The 19,191-nt window shown below is 61.8% G+C and carries 18 protein-coding genes; 11 read left to right on the top strand and 7 right to left on the bottom strand.

What is annotated here, in order from left to right; translation table 11 throughout:
- Positions 1–54: 54 nt before the first annotated feature.
- Positions 55–633 carry a DUF4337 domain-containing protein gene (locus tag AC07V8_RS12140; protein WP_494678302.1) on the bottom strand — a complete coding sequence of 193 codons (579 nt, stop codon included), beginning with the start codon at positions 631–633 and terminating at the stop codon, positions 55–57.
- A 340-nt stretch (positions 634–973) separates the two neighbouring features.
- Between AC07V8_RS12140 and AC07V8_RS12135 the strand changes: the two genes are divergently transcribed.
- Both AC07V8_RS12135 and AC07V8_RS12130 read left to right on the top strand, forming a co-directional pair.
- On the top strand, positions 974–3,277 hold the full coding sequence (locus tag AC07V8_RS12135; protein WP_494678303.1) for a putative glycosyltransferase family protein: 2,304 nt from the start codon (positions 974–976) through the stop codon (positions 3,275–3,277).
- Between the two features lie 51 nt (positions 3,278–3,328).
- Complete coding sequence (locus AC07V8_RS12130; protein WP_494678304.1) at positions 3,329–4,300, top strand: glycosyltransferase family 2 protein; 972 nt, start codon at positions 3,329–3,331, stop codon at positions 4,298–4,300.
- A gap of 9 nt (positions 4,301–4,309) precedes the next feature.
- Here AC07V8_RS12130 and AC07V8_RS12125 read toward each other — a convergent pair whose 3' ends face one another.
- The 3 genes from AC07V8_RS12125 to AC07V8_RS12115 form a co-directional block, all read right to left on the bottom strand.
- Positions 4,310–4,708 carry a GtrA family protein gene (locus AC07V8_RS12125; RefSeq protein ID WP_494678305.1) on the bottom strand — a complete coding sequence of 133 codons (399 nt, stop codon included), beginning with the start codon at positions 4,706–4,708 and terminating at the stop codon, positions 4,310–4,312.
- A 179-nt stretch (positions 4,709–4,887) separates the two neighbouring features.
- Positions 4,888–5,937, bottom strand: a complete 1,050-nt coding sequence (locus tag AC07V8_RS12120; protein ID WP_494678498.1) for a type II asparaginase — start codon at positions 5,935–5,937, stop codon at positions 4,888–4,890.
- A 302-nt stretch (positions 5,938–6,239) separates the two neighbouring features.
- Positions 6,240–7,091, bottom strand: a complete 852-nt coding sequence (locus AC07V8_RS12115) for a mechanosensitive ion channel family protein (protein WP_494678306.1) — start codon at positions 7,089–7,091, stop codon at positions 6,240–6,242.
- 224 nt (positions 7,092–7,315) lie between these two features.
- Between AC07V8_RS12115 and AC07V8_RS12110 the strand changes: the two genes are divergently transcribed.
- From AC07V8_RS12110 to AC07V8_RS12085, 6 genes are all read left to right on the top strand, one after another.
- Complete coding sequence (locus AC07V8_RS12110) at positions 7,316–8,344, top strand: proline dehydrogenase family protein (RefSeq protein ID WP_494678307.1); 1,029 nt, start codon at positions 7,316–7,318, stop codon at positions 8,342–8,344.
- Positions 8,345–8,466: 122 nt separating this feature from the next.
- Positions 8,467–9,555, top strand: a complete 1,089-nt coding sequence (hisC, locus tag AC07V8_RS12105) for a histidinol-phosphate transaminase (RefSeq protein ID WP_494678308.1) — start codon at positions 8,467–8,469, stop codon at positions 9,553–9,555.
- A 97-nt stretch (positions 9,556–9,652) separates the two neighbouring features.
- Complete coding sequence (locus tag AC07V8_RS12100) at positions 9,653–10,813, top strand: MFS transporter (RefSeq protein ID WP_494678309.1); 1,161 nt, start codon at positions 9,653–9,655, stop codon at positions 10,811–10,813.
- Between the two features lie 50 nt (positions 10,814–10,863).
- Positions 10,864–11,619, top strand: coding sequence for a DUF4377 domain-containing protein (locus tag AC07V8_RS12095; protein WP_494678310.1), 756 nt, complete (start codon positions 10,864–10,866; stop codon positions 11,617–11,619).
- Positions 11,619–12,338 carry an alpha/beta fold hydrolase gene (locus AC07V8_RS12090; RefSeq protein WP_494678311.1) on the top strand — a complete coding sequence of 240 codons (720 nt, stop codon included), beginning with the start codon at positions 11,619–11,621 and terminating at the stop codon, positions 12,336–12,338. Before AC07V8_RS12095 ends, AC07V8_RS12090 begins: the two co-directional genes overlap by 1 nt.
- A 31-nt stretch (positions 12,339–12,369) precedes the next feature.
- Positions 12,370–13,191 carry an FkbM family methyltransferase gene (locus AC07V8_RS12085; protein WP_494678312.1) on the top strand — a complete coding sequence of 274 codons (822 nt, stop codon included), beginning with the start codon at positions 12,370–12,372 and terminating at the stop codon, positions 13,189–13,191.
- Between the two features lie 54 nt (positions 13,192–13,245).
- On the opposite strand, the gene AC07V8_RS12080 is transcribed toward AC07V8_RS12085, so the two are convergent.
- The 3 genes from AC07V8_RS12080 to AC07V8_RS12070 form a co-directional block, all read right to left on the bottom strand.
- The gene (locus AC07V8_RS12080) at positions 13,246–14,205 is read right to left on the bottom strand and encodes an NAD(P)H-dependent flavin oxidoreductase (RefSeq protein ID WP_494678313.1); all 960 of its coding nucleotides are present in this window, start codon (positions 14,203–14,205) and stop codon (positions 13,246–13,248) included.
- Between the two features lie 133 nt (positions 14,206–14,338).
- Positions 14,339–15,253: an MBL fold metallo-hydrolase gene (locus AC07V8_RS12075; RefSeq protein ID WP_494678314.1), complete on the bottom strand. Its 915-nt coding sequence runs from the start codon at positions 15,251–15,253 to the stop codon at positions 14,339–14,341.
- On the bottom strand, positions 15,250–15,465 hold the full coding sequence (locus AC07V8_RS12070; RefSeq protein WP_494678315.1) for a DUF1289 domain-containing protein: 216 nt from the start codon (positions 15,463–15,465) through the stop codon (positions 15,250–15,252). The genes AC07V8_RS12075 and AC07V8_RS12070 overlap by 4 nt, the downstream gene beginning before the upstream one ends.
- A gap of 96 nt (positions 15,466–15,561) precedes the next feature.
- Between AC07V8_RS12070 and creB the strand changes: the two genes are divergently transcribed.
- From creB to creD, 3 genes are all read left to right on the top strand, one after another.
- Positions 15,562–16,260 carry a two-component system response regulator CreB gene (gene creB / locus AC07V8_RS12065; protein ID WP_494678316.1) on the top strand — a complete coding sequence of 233 codons (699 nt, stop codon included), beginning with the start codon at positions 15,562–15,564 and terminating at the stop codon, positions 16,258–16,260.
- Positions 16,257–17,708, top strand: coding sequence for a two-component system sensor histidine kinase CreC (gene creC / locus AC07V8_RS12060; RefSeq protein ID WP_494678317.1), 1,452 nt, complete (start codon positions 16,257–16,259; stop codon positions 17,706–17,708). Before creB ends, creC begins: the two co-directional genes overlap by 4 nt.
- A 139-nt stretch (positions 17,709–17,847) precedes the next feature.
- Positions 17,848–19,179: a cell envelope integrity protein CreD gene (creD, locus tag AC07V8_RS12055; RefSeq protein WP_494678318.1), complete on the top strand. Its 1,332-nt coding sequence runs from the start codon at positions 17,848–17,850 to the stop codon at positions 19,177–19,179.
- The last annotated feature ends 12 nt before the right edge of the window (positions 19,180–19,191 follow it).

Here is a 19,191-nt window from a genome sequence, read left to right as displayed (position 1 = left end):
ACAAAAAGGGGAAGCACGGTGTGCTTCCCCTTTTGCTATCTGCAGCACCTAAGCTTAAATATGCTGCCAGGCCAGGATGCCCAGCACCACGCTGACGCCTCCCGCGCCGTAAGCCACCTTCTTCAGCCACTCCTTGCGCGTCAGCAGCGTGATCGCCGCCAGCGAAATGGCGATCTGGATCGCCGTCATCGCCTGCGCCCAGCGGTGATGCTGGTGCAAGACCTGCTCCGACTTCTCATCCCAGGCGCTGGCCTCTTCTTCCAGCTCCTGCGCCTTCTTTTGCACCACTTCTTTTTCGCCCTTGTAGCGCGCCGCCTCGGCTGCGTAGTGCGCCGCATCGACACCCGGAATATGGGTCGCCAGTTCGGCCAGGTTCTGCCGGCTGGATTTCGCCTGGTAGTAGTTCCATTGATTGGACGCTTCGGTTTTCTTGATGGCGGCGTTGTTCTTGTTCATCGCCGCTTCGCTTTCGGTAGAACCGGCCTGATAGCTGAACATGGCGCCGACGGTCGCCATGATGGCGGTCATCACGGCGATCTTGCCGGCGAAATTGTCGCCGCTGCCGTGGGCGTGCTCGGTGACATGTTCCAGGTGGTGTTCGTGCGGGCTGGGGACTTCGAATTCTTCGGACATGGCTAAGCGCTGGTTAAGAGTGGAAGATGTGCATTAATTTGCATTATGCAATATTAACGTCTCTTGAAATTCCCTCTCAAGAAAATATTGATTGTTCGGAAAAATGAAATGGCGTGTTTTTTGCTCCAAGAGAAGAGCGGGCACCCTTGAATGCCTTGCTGCATATACCGATCCCTTACTCTAGTTTGCCGGATTTGCCCAATATTCCCACTTCGTGAAATTGCTATTGGGATAGAATTCATGGCCGATTGCTATCGAAACTGATGATTTGGCGTCGTCATCAAAGGCGTGAATTTCCAGCAAATGACTAGCTCAAGAGTCCCAGTATCGTTCCCGCAATATGACAAATAATAAAAAATCCCTCCTGGTTTTTTTCGTCCTGCTCTTGTTAACCCTGGTTTTCTGGTGGCCCACGCTGATAGGCGGCAAGAGCCTGATTCACGGCGACTCTATCATCCACGGCTTGCCGCTGTTCGATTTCCACTCCCGCTTCCTGCATGGCGGCGCTACGCCGCTATGGACCGACAAGGTCTACGGCGGCCACCCGCTGTTTGCGGAAGGACAAGGCGGTTTTGCCAATCCGCTCAATATCCTACTGGCCTGGCTGCTGCCGCCGGTCATCGGCACCAATATCTTCCATCTGGCATGCATGCTGATAGCCGCCAGCGGCGTCTTTGTGCTGTGCCGGATCCTGGAGCGCAGCGTCTGGTCGGCCGGCTTTGCCGCGCTGGCGCTGGCCTTTTCCACGGCCTGGCTGCTGGAGCAGAATAATCTGACGATTTCCGGCACGCTGGCCTGGGTTCCCTGGACACTGGCAGCGACGGAAGCCTGGCTGAAGAAACCGGTTGTCAAACATGCGGTGCTGCTGGCGATGGCGGCGACGATGATGATCCTGGCAGGCTATCCCCAGCTGTTGCACGCGACTGTGCTGTACGCGGTATTTTCTTTGGCGCCCATGCCGTTTTGCGCAGACGGCAAAAAATTTTGGCAAGCCCGGCGACGTCAGCTGACGACAACGGCAATGCTTGCGGCATTGCTGTTCCTTGGGCTCTCCGCAGTGCAATTGCTACCTCTGCTTGAACTCGTATCTTTATCGCACCGCAGCGCAGGAGTGGGTCTGTATTATGAGTTCTTGCCGATGGCGATACTGCGCGGATTGCTATATGCCCCCGACCAGCTGGCGCTCGCGCGCGATAAGCTCGACCAGATTCCCGGCGTGGGCAGCTTGCTGGTCTGCATGCTGGCGTCGCTGTTCCCGCTGTTCAAATCCTCATGGCGCGCAAAAGGATATTTGCTTGCGGTGTTCATATTGATCCAGCTTGGCACGGGCAAGACATCGCCCCTGTTCCGCATCGTGTACGACTGGCATCTGGTGCCCGGCTTGCATTTCTTCAGAACCACGCAGTCCTATCTGGAAGTTGCCGCCGTCGGGATTGCCGTCCTGGCGGCCTTCGCCATCGACGGCCTGGGCAGTTATGCGCGGCCGGCCGCCGCAACGTGGCGGCGTAACAGGCGTGCATGGGTCCTTGCGGCAATCTACGCGACGGTCTGGAGCATCCTGATCGCCGTCAGTTTCGACAGGACGACACCGTGGCAGCATCTGGCCATCGCCGCCGCGGCATGCATTGCCAGCCTCATCCTGATTGCCGGCGGCAAGGCTGGCCGCATCCCCTTGCTGATGTTTTTGCTGCTGGCGCTGGAGTGCTTTGCGCTACGCCTGCACCTGATCCATTTCGGCGATATCTCTCTGCTGCAACAGCCGGCAACCCTGACGGCATTGGCGCAGCGGTATCCGATCCAGGACACAAAGTTTATCAACCATAGCCTGGCTGTATCCTATGCCTTGCGCAACTCTCACGTCGCGGGCCTGGACAGCAATGCGGAACGCGCATTGTCTTCGAATGCCGCGCTCAGCAATTTGCGCTGGGATACGCCGTCGGAAGACGGTGCGCTGGCCTTGCCCTTGCGCGGCCGGGCTTTGCTGATCCCGGTGTTTGAAGATGAAATGGAGGGCCGCACCAAAACAGGGCCTGGCCAGCGCGCCATCGATCTGCTCGGCGTCCGTTTCATTTCCGCCGACCGGCAATTGACTGCGCCGGGCTTCCAGGTGGCGGTTCACGACGAGCGCCTGGATATGTGGATCATGGAAAACACGGCTGCGCAGCCGCTGTTCCAGACCTTTACCCGCTATCATCCGGTGCGCTCGGACGACGAGGCGCTGCAGTTGCTGCAAACGCCGCGCCAGCCGGAATTGATCATCGAAGCGGCCAAAGGACAGACGCTGCCGCCCCTGTCGAGCGCCGGCAACAAGCCGGACGCGATCCGTTTCAAGGTGCTGGCCAGGCAGCCAACCTTTTATGCGGTCGATGTGGATGCCGCAGAAGCGGGCTGGCTGTTCCTCGCAGACGCCAATTACCCCGGCTGGCGCGCCACCATCGACGGCCAGCCGACATACGTATTCAGCGCCCAGCTGCTGGGCAAGGCAGTGGCGATTCCGGCAGGCAGGCACAAGGTGGAATTGCGCTTCTCTTCGCCGACCTTTCGCTACGGCTTGTGCTTATCATTGCTGACGCTGCTGATTGCCGCAGGATTGATGGTCCGGCAATTCCTGACACAGCGTCGATCCGATCCAATGCCAAGATAAAATGAACACCGACTCCGCAACGACGGAGGAGGACACAATAAGTGGAGATGTATGTCAAACGCAGCCGTATCGAAACAGAGCATCGCCGTTGTCCTGCCGGCCTATAACGAAGAACTGACCATCGCGGATACGGTCAGGGCATTTCACGCCGCCCTGCCGGAAGCGGCCATCTACGTGGTCAACAATAATTCCAGCGACCGCACGCGTGAATTCGCCGAGCAGGTATTGCGCGAACTGGCATGCCCGGGCCGGGTCGTGAACGAAACCCGCCAAGGCAAGGGCAGCGCACTCAGGCGCGCGTTCATCGAAATCGACGCCGACATCTACGTGCTGGCCGATGCCGATCTGACCTACCCCGCGCACCAGGCCCGGGAACTGATGGCGCCGGTCATCGAAAGCCGGGCCGACATGGTGGTGGGCGACCGCCAGTCTGGCGGCGATTATGCGCGTGAAAACCAGCGCTCATTCCACGGTTTCGGCAACGGCCTGGTGCAATGGATGGTGAACCGCCTGTTCCGCGCCAAGCTGGTCGATATCATGAGCGGCTACCGCGTCTTCAGCCGCGACTTTGTCAAGACTTACCCGGTGCTGGCCGAAGGCTTCCAGATCGAAACCGACATGACCCTGCATGCCCTGCACAAGCGCCTGCGGATTGTCGAAATACCGGTTGCCTACAAAGACAGGCCGAGCGGCAGCGTGTCCAAGCTCAACACCTTGTCCGACGGCACGCGGGTGCTGTTTGCGATCGCCCAGATTTTCCGCTATTACCGGCCGCTGGCGTTCTTCAGCGCGCTCAGCATCATTTTTCTAATATCCGGCTTTACCGCCGGGGTGCCGGTGTTCGACGACTGGATTCAATATCGCTACATTTATCACGTCCCGCTCGCCATCCTGGCGACCGGCCTGTGCATTGCCTCGGTGATGGCGCTGGGCATCGGCCTGATCCTGGATTCGGTGGCGCATCAGCAGCGTCTTGAATTCGAGCTGCGCTGGCTGTCGCGGTCGGAGCGCCGTGAAGGGTAGCCAGGAAAGTTATCCCAATTTCCTGCGGAAGACAAAATAGCGCGCAAAGAAATAGTTGATGAACATGCCCGCGATGCTTCCCAGCGCCACGCTTGCCAGCGGGCGGTAAGCCACGGCGGGAAGCAGCGATACCGCTATCGCATAGACCAGGTAATTGACCGCGCCGCCGCCCAGCATCAGGCTGAAGTACTTTGCATATTCCTGGAAGATCGAGACGCCGGAGACGCGGCTGCGAAAAGTAAACTGGCGGTTCAGCAGCCAGGTCGCCGTCACGGCGCAAAAGAAAGAAGGCACGCGCGCCCAGTACAAACCCAGGCTGCCCTTGAGCAGATACAGTACGCCTGCATCCACCAGAAATCCCAGCGTTCCGACAATGCCAAAGATAATAAATTCTTTGCGGATGTTCAATTGCGGCCTCTGTTTCTGATCTCTGCCATGGGCAGAGATGCGGTTATCGCCTGTGCGGCCGCTATCTTAGCATCGTTGTTCCGGAGACCTTCCGGATGCCGCCAGGCCATGCCCGCAATAAAAAAAAACCAGCTGATGATTCAGCTGGCTTTTTTGCTGCCCGGATCAGGCACTTCTGATCAATAAGTGTAGAACATGCGCTGGATTTCCTTGGTGTCCTTGGTCTTGGTCAAGGCCAGCATCAGCAGGATGCGGGCCTTTTGCGCATTGAGCGTATCGGCCACCACGAAGTCCAGTTCGTCGTCGTTGGCTTCGCCGTTACGGGCGACGATGCCCTGGCCGACGCGGCTGGCGCGGACGATGATCACGCCTTTCTTACGCGCTTCCATCAAAGGCGTTTTCATTTGCGCCGCGATGCTGCCGTCGCCGACGCCGGCCTGGATGATGCCCTTGGCGCCCGAAGCAACTTGCGCATCGAGTGCGGCGCGGGTCATGTTGGCGTAGCCGTAGATGATGTCAACCTGCGGCAGCACGTCCAGCTTGCTGATGTCGAACTCGGTATCGACCGTATTCTTGCGGGTCGACTGGCGATAGAAGTAAGCCTTGTTGCTCTGGATGTAGCCCAGCATGCCGAGTTCGGTCGACTTGAAGGTATCGGTGGTCGACGTATTGGTCTTGCTCACTTCACGCGCGGAATTGATCTGGTCGTTCAGCGACACCAGCACGCCCTTGCCGATCGCATCCTTGCTGCCGGCCAGCAGGACCGCGTTGTACAGGTTGATCGGGCCGTCGGCCGAGATCGCGGTCGATGGACGCATGGCGCCGACGACTACCACCGGCTTGCGGCTTTTGACGGTAAGGTCGAGGAAGTAAGCGGTTTCTTCGATGGTGTCGGTGCCGTGGGTGATGACGATGCCGTCCACATCCGGTTGCGCCAGCAGCGCATTGACGCGCTTGGCCAGCTTCAGCCAGTGGTCGTTGGTCATGCTTTCGCTGGCGATCTGGAATACTTGTTCGCCCTTGACGTTGGCGACCTTTTTCAGCTCAGGAACCGCTGCGATCAGCTTTTCCACGCCTACGGTGGCCGAGGTATAGCCCACGGTGGTGGTGCTGTCGGCGCCGGTGCCGGCGATGGTGCCGCCGGTCGCCAGGATCACGACGTTAGGCAGTTTGGCCTGGTCTTGCGCCTGCGCCACGGAAGTCGACAGCAATAAAGCGCCGAACATCATCAGTGCGTAAGAGTGGAAACTGCGCAGTGTAAGTTTGCGGGTAGACATAAATCTCCTGATTTTGTTAATAGTTGTGGACCACAGCCTAGGCTGGAAACAGATCAGGCAGCGGTCACGCGACAGTTCTACATTCTGCAAATGCGCCGTCGCGCAGCGAAACTGTAACGGAAAGCGGACAGTCAACCCATGCCGACTACGCATAGGTTTATGCATAATCGTTATAGACCTCGCCGAAGTCAAGCTTGCAGGCGTGCGATTTTATTATCAAAAAGAAATGCCGGTCAACGCCTGCCCGGTTTCCCCTATGTTGCCGTACCGGATTCAGCGCCCTGCATCATAAGCAATTTGCGGGTAGGAAACGGAATCGAACAGTTCGCCGACGCCAACGCAGCTTGCAAGTTTTGCGCCAGCGACCAGCGCACCGCCCAGTATTCGGAGGTGGTGGTCCAGGCGCGCATGTTCAGCATCACCGCGCTCTCGGCATGGTCGGTGACCACCACCAGCGGCGCCGGTGTCGCCAGGATCCGTTCATCCGCCAGCAGCAGTTTCTGCAGCGCCTGGATCGCCGCGGCCGGATTGTCCTTGTAGCTGATGCCGACCGGCATATCGATACGGCGCGTATTGTTGCGGCTGAAATTGGTCAGTGCACTGTTCCAGAGCTGATTGTTGGGCACGAACAGGCAGATGCCGTCGGCCTTGGTCAGCTTGGTGGCAAACAGGCCGATTTCATCGACCGTGCCTTCGATGCTGCCGTTGGAGATGTATTCGCCCACCTGGAACGGCCGCAGGAACAGCAGCATCATGCCGGCCGCGATGTTTTGCAGGGTCCCCTGCAAGGCCAGGCCGATAGCCAGGCCGGCGGCGCCGAGGATGGCGACGATGCTCGCGGTCTGCACCCCGAACTGGCCCAGCACCGCGACCAGCGTCACCAGCCGCACTACCCACAGCAACACGCTGCGCAGCACCGGCCGCAGGGTGGCGTCAAGGCTGGCGCGGCTCATGACGCGGTCGAGCGCATTGGCGAAGCGCGAGGACAGCCACCAGCCGACCGCCAGCGTGAAAATGGCCAGCACGGCATTCAGGCCGTAGTGCAGGGAGGACTCAAGAAGGAAATTCCAGAGCGTTGCGAGTTGATTGACGGCTAATATATTCAAGGGCAGCTCCTGTTGCATGTAAGGAAAAGCGCGAACCGGGTCCGCAGATTCAGCCCTCTATGTTACCAGTTGACTGTGCAACAACGCCTTTGCCCGGCTTCAGGCACTCGCGCAAAGGCGCCCCGGCGGCCGCGGCATTCGCTTGCAAAGCCTTTCCTCTATACTCGGGCGGCAGCGCTTATTCCATCATCTATTCCACAATCAGACCGCAAGGAAACGACGCAATGGTGACACCGACAAGTTCTTTTGGCAGCCAATCCACATCCGGGCAACTGCCCTTGCTGGCGGCAGATGCCCTGCGCAAGATCGCACGCGATGAAAAACTCAAGGAGCGGGTGGAAAATGATCCGCTCCTGTCCGGCATTTTCAAGCGCGCCGCCGAGCGCTACATCGGCGGCAGCACGCTGCCCGAATGCCTGCGAACGATCCGCCAGGTCAATGCGCAGGGCCATGCCGCCAGCGCCGACTATATGGGCGAAAGCACGCGCGACGAGGCCAAGGCCGCCATCGAGACCACGCATTTCCTGGAACTGGTCGAGGCGATACGGGCGCATGACCTGGACTGCACCATTTCGCTCGATCTCTCGCATATCGGGCTGGCGCTGGATCCGGCGCTGGGAATCGCCAATGCAGCCAGGATTGCCGTGGCCGCGCGCGCCATCGGCCGCGAAGTCATGATCAGCATGGAAGGCTCCGAACGCACCGATGCCATCCTGGCTGCCCATGCCGAGCTGTGCCGCCGGTTCGACCACGTCGGCATCACCCTGCAAGCGCGCATGCTGCGCACCGGCGCCGATATCCAGAGCGTTTTGCAGCGGCCCGGCAAGATCCGGCTGGTCAAAGGCGCTTATGACGAGCCGGAGCCGCTGGCCTGGCCGCGCGTAAGCGAGGGCCTGAACGCCGCTTATCGCCAGCATGCGCAAACGCTGCTGGCCAGCGGCCATGCCTGCTCGATTGCCACCCACGACCGCCAGCAACTGGAAGCAGCGCATGCCTTCATCCAGTCGCAGGGACTGGCGACCACGCACATCGAGTTTGAAACCCTGCTTGGCCTGGGCGCGGCGCAATCCGGCCAGATGCGCGAGCTTGGCTACGCCACCCGCCAGTACATTGTCTATGGCAGAGAGTGGTTCCTGTACGTCTGCCATCGCATTGCCGAAGACCCGCCGCGCCTGTTCCAGGCCTTGGTGGATGTGGTCGGCGGCAGTGCGAGCGATGCCGACGAGCAACAGGAAGCGCCGTATCTGCGCTAAAGCCAGCCGCAGATGCACCGGTTTGCTACCATATGGCTGATTCGCCACGTTTGAACGGCATGGCAGCAGCTCTCTTACCTATCTTCTTTAGCCACCGCACCTAGTCATCGCATCAGCACAATATGAGCAAATTCTGGAGTCCCATCGTCAGCCGCCTGACGCCTTACACCCCCGGCGAACAACCCAAGCTGAGCAAGCTGATCAAGCTCAACACCAACGAGAATCCCTATGGACCGTCGCCGCTGGCGCTGGCCGCGATCGCCGCCGAGGCGGGCGACAGCCTGCGCCTGTATCCCGATCCCGAGGCCGAGCTGCTGAAGCGGGCGCTGGCCGAGCAGAACGCCGCGCACGGCATCACCAGCGCCCACGTGTTCGTCGGCAACGGCTCCGACGAAGTGCTGGCGCACGCCTTCCAGGCCCTGCTGCAGCATGCAGAGCCGATCCTGTTCCCGGACATCAGCTACAGTTTTTACCCGACCTATTGCGGCTTGTACGAAGTGGCGCACCGCACGGTGCCGCTGGCGGCGGATTTCAGCCTGCGCGTCGACGATTACCTGGGTGTCGCCGCCGGCGGCGTCATTTTCCCGAATCCGAATGCGCCTACCGGCTGCCTGCTGCCGCTGGCCGAAGTCGAGCGGCTGGTGGCCGGGCAGCCCGACTGCGTGGTGATCGTCGATGAGGCCTATGTCGATTTCGGCGGCGACAGCGCGATTCCCCTGGTGGCGCGCTATCCTAACCTGCTGGTGGTGCAGACCTTGTCGAAGTCGCGCTCGCTGGCCGGCTTGCGGGTCGGCTTTGCGATCGGCCATCCGGACCTGATCACGGCGCTGAACCGGGTCAAGAACAGCTTCAATTCCTATCCGCTGGACCGCATGGCGATCGCCGGCGCCACCGCCGCCATCAAGGACCAGGCGCATTTCGACAAGACCCGGCGCGCCGTCATGGCCAGCCGCGAGCACATGGTGGCGGGACTGGCGGCGCTCGGCTTCGAGGTGCTGCCGTCGGCCGCCAATTTCGTGTTTGCGCGCCATCCGCGCCATGACGCCGCCAAGCTGGCTGCCAGCCTGCGCGGCGACGGCATCATCGTGCGCCACTTCAGCAGCGCCCGCATCGCCCAGTTCCTGCGCATCACGGTCGGCACGGATGAAGCTTGCCAGGCTTTGCTGGATGCCTTGCAGCTTCACCTGCAGGCATTGCCGGCCGATTTCTGACCCTGCCCCAGCGCGGCTGCGCCGGTACCGCCGGCCGCGCTGATTCCGCTATCTGCACGGCTTGAATCCGCACCGGCCGTCACTTTTCCTTCACCCAATGTCCAACCCTGCCGCTTCATCCAGTGCCGCCAATGCCGCCAACCCGCGCATACGCCGGGCAGCGCTGCCTCTGCTGTTCCTGCTGCTGGGCGTGATCTACGCCAGCTGGGTCTCGCGCATCCCGGCGCTGCGCGACCATTTGCAGCTGGATCCGGCCGGCCTCAGCCTGTTCCTGCTGGGCGGCGGCGTCGGCGCGGTCAGTTCGTTTCCGCTGGCGGCCTGGCTGATCGGCCACTACGGCGCCCGCCGCGGCTGCTGGTATGCCGGCGTGGCCCTGCTGCTCACCATTCCCTGCCTGGCGCTAGCGCCCAACCTGCCGCTGCTGATGCTGGTCATGCTGTGCCTCGGAGTGTGCTCCAGCTGCTTCAATGTCGCCATCAACGCCCTCGGCGCCGAGGCGGAAAAGATCGCCGGCCGTTCAATCATGTCGCAGTTGCATGCCTGGTTCTGCGTCGGCACGCTGTCCGGCGCCTTGCTGGGCAGCGCCATCGCCGGCCTCGGCGTCGGGCCCTTGTTGCACTTTGCCGTGATTGCCTGTTGCGCATTGATCCCGCTACGCCATTGCTATCGCGCCCTACCCAACGACCGGCCGCAATACATCGCCGGCAAAAAGCACTTCGCCCTGCCGCACGGCCCCTTGATCGCGCTCGGCGTGGTCGCCTTTGGCGGCGCCATCGTCGAAGGTTCGGTGGCCGACTGGAGCGGCGTCTACATGAAGGACCGGCTGCTGGCCAGCGACGGCGTGGCGCCGCTGGCTTTCGCCTGCTTCGCCGGCATGATGCTGCTGACCAGGCTGGTGGGCGACAAGCTGAAAGAAGCGTTCGGCGCCCGCCGCATCGTCGCCGGCGGCGCGCTGGCGGCCGGCATCGGCATGCTGATTGCGCTGGTCGCCGGCGCAATCCCGCTCGCCATCGCCGGCTTCGCGCTGACCGGGGTCGGCGTCGCCACCGTGTTTCCGTTCATCTTCAGCGCCGCCGGCCGCCATGGCCCGACGGCGCTGGCGGGCGTCACCACCATGGGTTATACCGGCGGCCTGATCGGCCCTCCTGCCATCGGCTTCATTGCGCATGGCTTCGGACTGACGATGGCGCTGTCGCTGGTGGGTGTGCTATGCGCGGCGGTAGCGCTGGCGGCGAGCCGCGCCAAATGGCTCGAATAGACCGCACTGGGCTAGAATGTGCCCTGGCCCACCTTCAAACAGGAGTCCCAATGACGCTTGCCCCAATTTCTTCACTGCCGCGCTCCGTACTGCGCGGCCTGGCCGTCAGCGCCGCCGTCGGCTTTACCCTGGCCGCTTGCGCCGGTACGGCGCCGGCGCCGGTGGCCGGCAACGATCCGGCGCTGTCCGCCGCGCGCTGGGAATTGACCGGCTGGACCGGCCACACCGTCCCGCATGGCGACAATGGCGAACCGGTGATCCTCAATTTCGACATGCAGGATGGCAAGGGCAGAGTCAGCGGCCGCGCCGGCTGCAACCAGTTTTCCGCACCCTACTCGGTGCGCGCCGCCGGCCAGTTGACCATTGTCGAAGCGGTGACCACGCGCATGGCTTGCGCGCCGCCGGCGATGCAGTTCGAAGCCGATTTCCTCGACAAGCTGCAAGCCGTCAACAACTACAAGATCAGCGGCCCGGTGCTGGAAATGAAAACCGTGGACGGCCAGACCCTCAGTTTCTATCAGCGCGAAAAGCCAAGTGCCGCCGCCAAGATCAAATTCGTCTACGTCGCTTCGCAAAAAGCGCCGTGCAGCGCCGGCGTGATGCGCACCAGCTGCCTGCAGATCCGTGAACGCAAGGAAGATCCGTGGCAGCTCTGGTACGGCAATATCGCCGGCTTCAATTTCGAGCCCGGCATCGCCTACCGCCTGCGAATCCTGGAAGAGCCGGTGGCCAATCCTCCGGCCGATGCCAGCTCGATCAAGTGGACGCTCGACATGATCGTGGAACAGGAAGTGGTCAAGAAATAATGGCTTCATCGGTAAATAACAATGAGCAACGGCAGCTGTTGCTGCTGCCCGGCTTCATGCTGGATCAAACGCTGTGGGACGACATGCGCGAAGGCCTGCAGCAGCTGGGGCAGCTGCACTTCGGCGATCTCGGCCAGGACGATTCGATCAGCGCCATGGCGGCGCGCGTGCTGCGGCAGGCGCCGCCGCGTTTCGTCCTGATCGGCTTTTCCATGGGCGGCTACGTGGCCCAGGCCATCATGCAGCAGGCGCCGGAGCGGGTGATTGCGCTGGCGCTGCTGAACACTTCGGCGCGGCAGCAGGACCCGCGCGAGATCGCCGGCAACAAGGTGCAGCTGGAACTGGCCAGGCAAGTGCCGTTCAAGGGCCTCACCAGCCGCGCCCTGGCGTCTTCGCTGCATCCCGACCTGGCGCATGACCGCGTGCTGCTGGAGCGGCTGCAGGCGATGGCGCTGCGCAACGGCAAGGAAGTCTTCATCCGCCAGCTGTCGGCCCTGCGCAGCGACGGTTATGCCGAACTGCATAAAATTCATTGCCCGACGCTGATCGTCGCCAGCAGCAACGACCAGCTCAGCAGCGTCGCCGAGTCACGGCAGATGCTGGAGCAGATCGCCACGGCGCGCATGGCGCTGATCGAGAACTGCGGGCATATGACGCCGCTGGAAAAACCGCGCCAGCTGCTGCAGATTTTGTCCGACTGGATCAGTACGATCGAATGACCATGTAATTCCACCTAAAGGATTGCCCGCCATGTCTTTCCCACTTCGCCCCATCGCTTTTGTCCTGGCCGCATCCAATCATGGCAGCATGATCGTGAACCGCAACGATCATCACGGCGTCAATGAAAATAACGGCTACGGGGTGGGCTATCAGATACTTAGCAATTCCAGTTTCGACGCCAGCGAGATAGATTTTGCGCTGGCCTTGCTCAATTGCCGGCGCCGTCATTTCGGCGACGGCGTGTTTGCCATCGACGGCGGCGCCAATATCGGCGTGCATACCATCGAATGGGCGCGCCACATGCATGGCTGGGGCCGAGTGCTGGCCTTTGAAGCGCAGGAAGTGATGTTCTACGCCCTGGCCGGCAATGTCGCCATCAACAATTGCCTGAACGCGCGGGTGAAGCTGTCGGCGCTGGGCGAGCAATGCGGCGAACTGACGGTGCCGCAGCCGGATTACTTCAAGGCCGCCAGCTTTGGCAGCCTGGAGCTGCGCCAGCGAGCGAACACTGAATTCATCGGCCAGCAGATTTCCTACGATGCCGGCGCCGGCGCGGCGGTGCCGATGGTCAGCCTGGATTCCTTGAAACTGGAGCGCCTGGACCTGGTGAAACTGGATGTCGAAGGGATGGAACTGGACGTGCTGCGCGGCGCCCGCGCCACCATGGAAAAACATCGCCCGGTCATGTGCATCGAAGTCCTCAAGTCGGACCCGGCGGCGATTGAAGCCTTCCTCAAGGAACTGGGCTATCGCGTGTTTCCGGCGGGATTGAATGCGATTGCAGTGCATGAGAAGGATCCCACGCTGGCGCATATTTCGGTGACGGACGGCCAGGTGCTCCTGACGACCTGAAGCGATTACTGCAATCGGATCAGGCAGCTCGGCCTGATCCGTCCTCAATAAAGCTTACAGCGCCAGGCGCTTGCGCGCTGCCTGATATTCCGTCTGCAAACGATCCACCATCTGCGCCACGCTCGGCACGTCGTCCATCAGGCCGACGCCCTGGCCAGCGCCCCAGATATCGCGCCAGGCCTTGGCGCCGGTGCCGCCGGAACCGAAATTCATCTTCGATTTGTCCGCTTCCGGCAGGTTGTCCGGATCGAGGCCGGCGTTGACGATCGATTTCTTCAGGTAGTTGCCGTGCACGCCGGTGAACAGATTGGTGTACACCACATCCGCCGCTGTCGACTCGACGATGGCCTGGCGATAGGCATCGTCGACATGCGCTTCCTTGGTCGCCAGCCAGCGCGAACCGATATAGGCAAAGTCGGCGCCCATGGCCTGCGCCGCCAGGATCGCATCGCCGGTGGCGATCGCGCCCGACAAGGCGATCGGACCCTTGAAGAATTTGCGCACTTCGCCCACCAGCGCAAACGGCGACAGCGGTCCGGCATGGCCGCCGGCGCCGGCCGCCACCAGGATCAGGCCGTCGACGCCGGCTTCCAGCGCCTTTTGCGCGTGGCGGATCGAGATCACGTCGTGCAGCACGATGCCGCCATAGCTGTGGATCGCATCCATCATTTCCGGCGGCGGCGCGCGCAGGCTGGAGATGATGATAGGGACCTTATGCTTGACGCATACCGCGACGTCGTGCGCCAGGCGGTCGTTCGATTGATGGACGATCTGGTTGACCGCGATCGGGCCGATCTTGGCGTCGGGATGCTCGGCCTGGTAGGCCGCCAGTTCCGCTTGCAGGTCGGTCAGCCAGACATCCAGCAATTCCGCCGGCCGGGCGTTGAGAGCGGGGAAGGAACCGACGATGCCCGCCTTGCACTGGGCGGCCACCAGGGCCGGGCCGCTGGCGATGAACATCGGCGAGCCGATGACGGGAAGGCTCAGGTTTTGCAACGCAGCTGGCAGTGCCATAACGACCTCATTGAATTGGGAATTGAATGATTGATTATAGGGGGAAGCCCAGAATAAAAAGTACGATCGTGCTAGATTTTGTCCTCTAAACCAGGCTACCGGCTAACCCGGTCCGATATTGGCACAACGCTCATTAGCGGTTTAACAAGTAACCGCCGCGCACTTCCGCCGCCTCCGCACGCAGCAGCTGGGCCACCGTCCATTCGGCGAGGTCGGCGCCGCTGCGCCGCAGATAGCGGCGGTTGGCGGCCTCAACCAGCGGCAGGCTGGTCAGCATCTGCTCCACCTCGGTCAACCTGATCTGTTGCCGTTCCAGCAGCAGGAACTTGAGCAAGACCTTGATCGCATTACCGGCATTGCGCTGTGGATCGGCGGCCAGATAGGCAAGCCGCGCAAACGCCGTCTCCAGCGCGGCGCCGACGCCGGTAAAGGGGCTGCCGTGGCCGGGAATCACCAGACGCACGTCGAGCGAAGCAATCAGCTCCAGGGTCGCCTGCGCCTCGGCAAAGCCCGATTCGCCATCCAGTTCCGGGAAGATCACGCCAAAACCGTTTTCCCACAAGGCATCGGCGGAAATCAAGATGCCGTGCTGCGGGCAATAAAAAACCAGGGAATGCGGATCGTGCCCGGCCGCCGCCAGCACCTGCCATTGCAGGTCGCCCAGGGTCAGCCAGTCGCCGGCCTGCAGGGTATCGTCGAAGGTGAACGGTGCGCATTGCTGGCCGGTGCCGCTGTAGCTCAGCGCGTCCCGATCCCAGCGCCGCACCTGCTCGGCCTGGCCGGCGGGAATCGACGTCCGGCAGCCATAAACCTGCTGCAGGGCGGCGTTGCCGCCGCAATGGTCCGAATGCAGGTGCGTGTTGAGCAAACGGTCCAGCGGCCGCCCTTGCAGGCCGTGCGCCACCAGCGCCAGGGTCTGCGGCGCATGCGTAAGATAGCCGCTGTCCACCAGCGCGGTCTGCGCGCCGCCGAGGAACAGGATGTTGTTGGATGACAGCCAGCCGCGTTCCAGCACGCGCATGGTCGGCGGCAGGGAGATCGCGCTCATGGCGCGCGCCGTTGCCGGATCAGCTGCCAGATGGCGCGCTTTTGCAGCGCGCTGGCGCTGCCCCACTGGGCGATTTCATCCAGTGTGCGTTGGCAGCCGTCGCACAAGGCGGTTTCCGGGTTCATCACGCAGACGTTGATGCAGGGCGAGGCGCTGTCGTCCGCGCCGGCGTCGGCAGGCGCAATGACGAACTTGGTTTGCTGGTTTTTCACGATGTCTCTGATTATGCTTTTTATACTGCTTATGCTGGCGATTACGACACTTATCCATATAATAAGCGACATCCCTCCTTCCATGACTCCCAACGCATGCTGAACATTTTACTGGCCGAAGACGAAAGCGCGATTGCCGACGCGGTGATCTACGCGCTCGGCAGCGAAGGATTCCAGGTCCATCATTGCCTGCTCGGCAGCGCCGCCTTGCAACAGGCGCGCAGCGGCCAGTTCGACCTGGCGGTGCTGGACGTCGGCCTGCCCGACATGAGCGGCTTCGATGTCTGCCGCGAACTGCGCAAGTTTTCCTCGCTGCCGGTGATTTTCCTGACTGCGCGCGGCAGCGAAATCGACCGCCTGATCGGCTTGGAAATCGGCGCCGACGATTACATGGTCAAGCCTTTCTCGCCGCGCGAGCTGGCGGCGCGCATCCGCGTCGTCCTGCGCCGCCTGGGCCACGCGCCGGCGGCGGAGAACAGCACCGCCGCCATCGTCACGCTGGGCGCTTTCGAGATGGATACGCTCGGCATGCGCATACGCTACGCCGGCCAGGCCCTGCAGCTGACGCGCTATGAATACCTGCTGCTGAAGATGCTGCTGAGCCGGCCGGGCGGCATCTTCAGCCGCAACCAGCTGATGGACTCGATCTGGCATGACGCGCCGGACAGCACCGACCGCACCGTCGACACCCACGTCAAGACCTTGCGCATCAAGCTCAAGGCCGTGGCGCCCGCGGCCGATCCTATCCACACCCATCGCGGCCTCGGCTATTCGCTGGAACTGGCACCGCCATGAAGCTCGGCATCCGCATCCTGCTGGGCTATTTCCTGATCGTCGGCCTGGCCGGGGTCTTTATCCAGCGCGTGTTCCTGGCGGAGGTCAAGCCAGCGGTGCGGCAGGCGATGGAAGACACCTTGGTCGACACCGCCAACATCCTGGCCGAGCTGGCGGCCGACGACATGAAGCAGAACCATATCGCCGACGGCAATTTCGCCAGCCGCGTGCGCGAATATGCGCACCGCGGCGTCGACGCCAAGATCTGGAGCTTCCGCAAAACCACGCTGGACTACCGCATCTATGTGACCGATCTCAAGGGCATCGTGCTGTTCGATTCCACCGGCCGCGCCGTCGGCCAGGACTATTCGCGCCGCAACGATGTCTACCTGACCTTGCAAGGCAGCTATGGCGTGCGTTCCACGCGCGATGTCGACAGCGACGAACGCAGCACCGTGATGCACGTGGCGGCGCCGATCATCGACGACGGCAAGATGATCGGCGTGCTGACCGTGGCCAAGCCCAACAACACCTTGCAGCCGGCGATCTCGCAAAGCGAGAGGACCATCCTGCGCTGGGGCGCCCTGCTGCTGTTCCTGTCGCTGGCGGTCGGGCTCGCGGTGACCTTGTGGATCAGCCGCTCGCTAGGCGCCCTGCAGCGCTACGCCCGCGCGGTGACAGCCGGCGAACGGGTGCAGCCGCCGGCCAAGGGCGCCAGTGAAATCGTCGAGCTGGGCCAGGCGCTGGAATCGATGCGGCAAAAGCTGGAAGGCAAGCAGTATGTCGAACACTACATCCACAGCCTGACCCATGAAATGAAAAGTCCGCTGGCGGCGATCCAGGGCGCAGCCGAACTGCTCGATGAAAACCTGCCCACCGCCCAGCGCCGCCGCTTCGCCCACAATATCCGCAGCCAGTCGCAGCGGCTGGCGGAACTGATAGAGAAAATGCTGGCGCTGGCGGCGATCGAACACCGGCAAACCTTGGAAAACGTCGTCGCCATCGATCTCGACGAGCTGCTGGACGAAGTGATCAACCTGCTGGAACCGCGCCTGCAGCGCGCCGGCGTCAGCGTGCGCAGGGACATCTATCCGCCGGCGTCGGCGCTGCAGCCGAAAATCCGCGGCGAAGTTTTTCTATTGCGCCAGGCGCTGATCAACCTGCTGGACAACGCCATCGATTTCTCGCCGCCGGACAGCGTGATCGTTATCAAGAGCGATTTCTCGCAGCCCGGCACCGTCAAGCTGTCGGTGCACGACAGCGGCCCTGGCATACCTGCCTATGCGCTGGCGCGCGTATTTGAACGTTTTTATTCCCTGCCGCGGCCAGGCAGCAACGAAAAAAGCACCGGCCTCGGCCTGTGTTTTGTGCAGCAAGTGGCAGAACTGCACCATGGCAAGGTCAGCTTGCGCAATTGCAGCGAAGGCGGCGCCGAGGCGCAGCTGAGCTTGCCCACCACGCCGGCCTGATCCCGCCTGGATCTGCTTCACGCTCGCTTCACATTCACGCCGCAGCGGCCTCGCACAGCCGCCGTCATCGATTCACACGCTCTCCGTACACTGGAAATCAACGTGACTCACCGTCACCCAGACCCCAACGAGAGAGACCATGAACCGACCTTTGCTACTCAAACTGCTGGCGATTATTGTATTGACCCTGCTGATCCTGATCCCGCTGGGCCTGATCCGCGACACCGTGCAAGACCGCCAGCAGCACCGCCAGGAGGCGATCGCCTCGATCGCCGCCAGCTATGCCAGCGGCCAGACCATTACCGGGCCGGTGCTGGTGGTGCCGTACAAAATCAAGATCGACGAACTGGTCGGCCAGGACACCAACGGCAAGAAAAGCTACAGCAGCCGTACCGAGGAACGCGAATATCGCTTCTTTCCGAAGAACCTGCAAATACAGGGCAAGCTATTGCCAGGCGAACGCTACCGCGGCTTGCACAAAGTGCATGTATATGAATTGCAGAGCCACGCCAGCGGCAGCATCGACTATCAATTGCCGTCGCCCGCCAAGCTGGTTTCCGACCAGATAACCCTGTTGCCGCCTTATATGGCGATCGGCGTCAGCGATGTACGCGGCCTGGTCGGCTCGCCTTCAATCAAAGTGGGGACGCAAGCCTTACCGCTGGAGCAAGGCGCCGGCAGTTTCGGCAAAGGCATGCATGCAAGCCTGGCGCCTGCTGCCATGAGCGACAACGGCAGCCTGGACTTTGCGCTCGACATGAGCTTGGCCGGCACGGAAACCCTGGCGATCACGCCTGTTGCCGACCACAACCGGATCGAACTGGCATCCAGCTGGCCGCATCCGCAATTCGGCGGCAGTTTCCTGCCGCGCGAGCGCAGCATCTCCGACAAGGGTTTCCATGCTGTCTGGGACGTGTCTTCGCTGGCCTCCAGCGCTCAACGCGAACTGCGCACCGGCAGCGACGGCAAGGCTGTCATAGAAAGCCTGGAAGTACAGCTGGCGGAGCCGGTCAACATCTATTCGCAAGCAGACCGCGCCACCAAGTACGGCTTGCTGTTTGTGCTGCTCACTTTCGTCGGCTTTTTCATTTTCGAAACCATCAAGCAGTTGCCGATCCACCCGATCCAGTACCTGCTGGTCGGACTGGGACTGGCGATATTCTTCCTGCTGCTGGTCAGCCTGTCCGAACACATTGCTTTCTGGATCGCTTACCTGGTCGCCAGCGGCGCCTGCATCGGCTTGCTGACTTTCTACCTGACCCAGGTACTGCGCAGCTTTCTCCGCGCGCTTGGCTTCGGCGCGATGCTGACGCTGCTGTATGGCGCGCTATACGGCTTGCTGATCTCGGAAGACAACGCGCTCTTGCTCGGCTCCCTGATGCTGTTCGTGATCCTGGCGGTGATCATGATCGTCACCCGCAAGATCGACTGGTATCAGACTGCGGCGTTGAAAATCGCACCAGGCGACTGATGCGGGAACGGC

The sequence above is a fragment of the Collimonas sp. GW821-FHT02H07 genome, from assembly GCF_059421505.1.
Note: the sequence above shows the minus strand (reverse complement) of the source record. Positions and strands in the feature narration are given on the sequence as shown.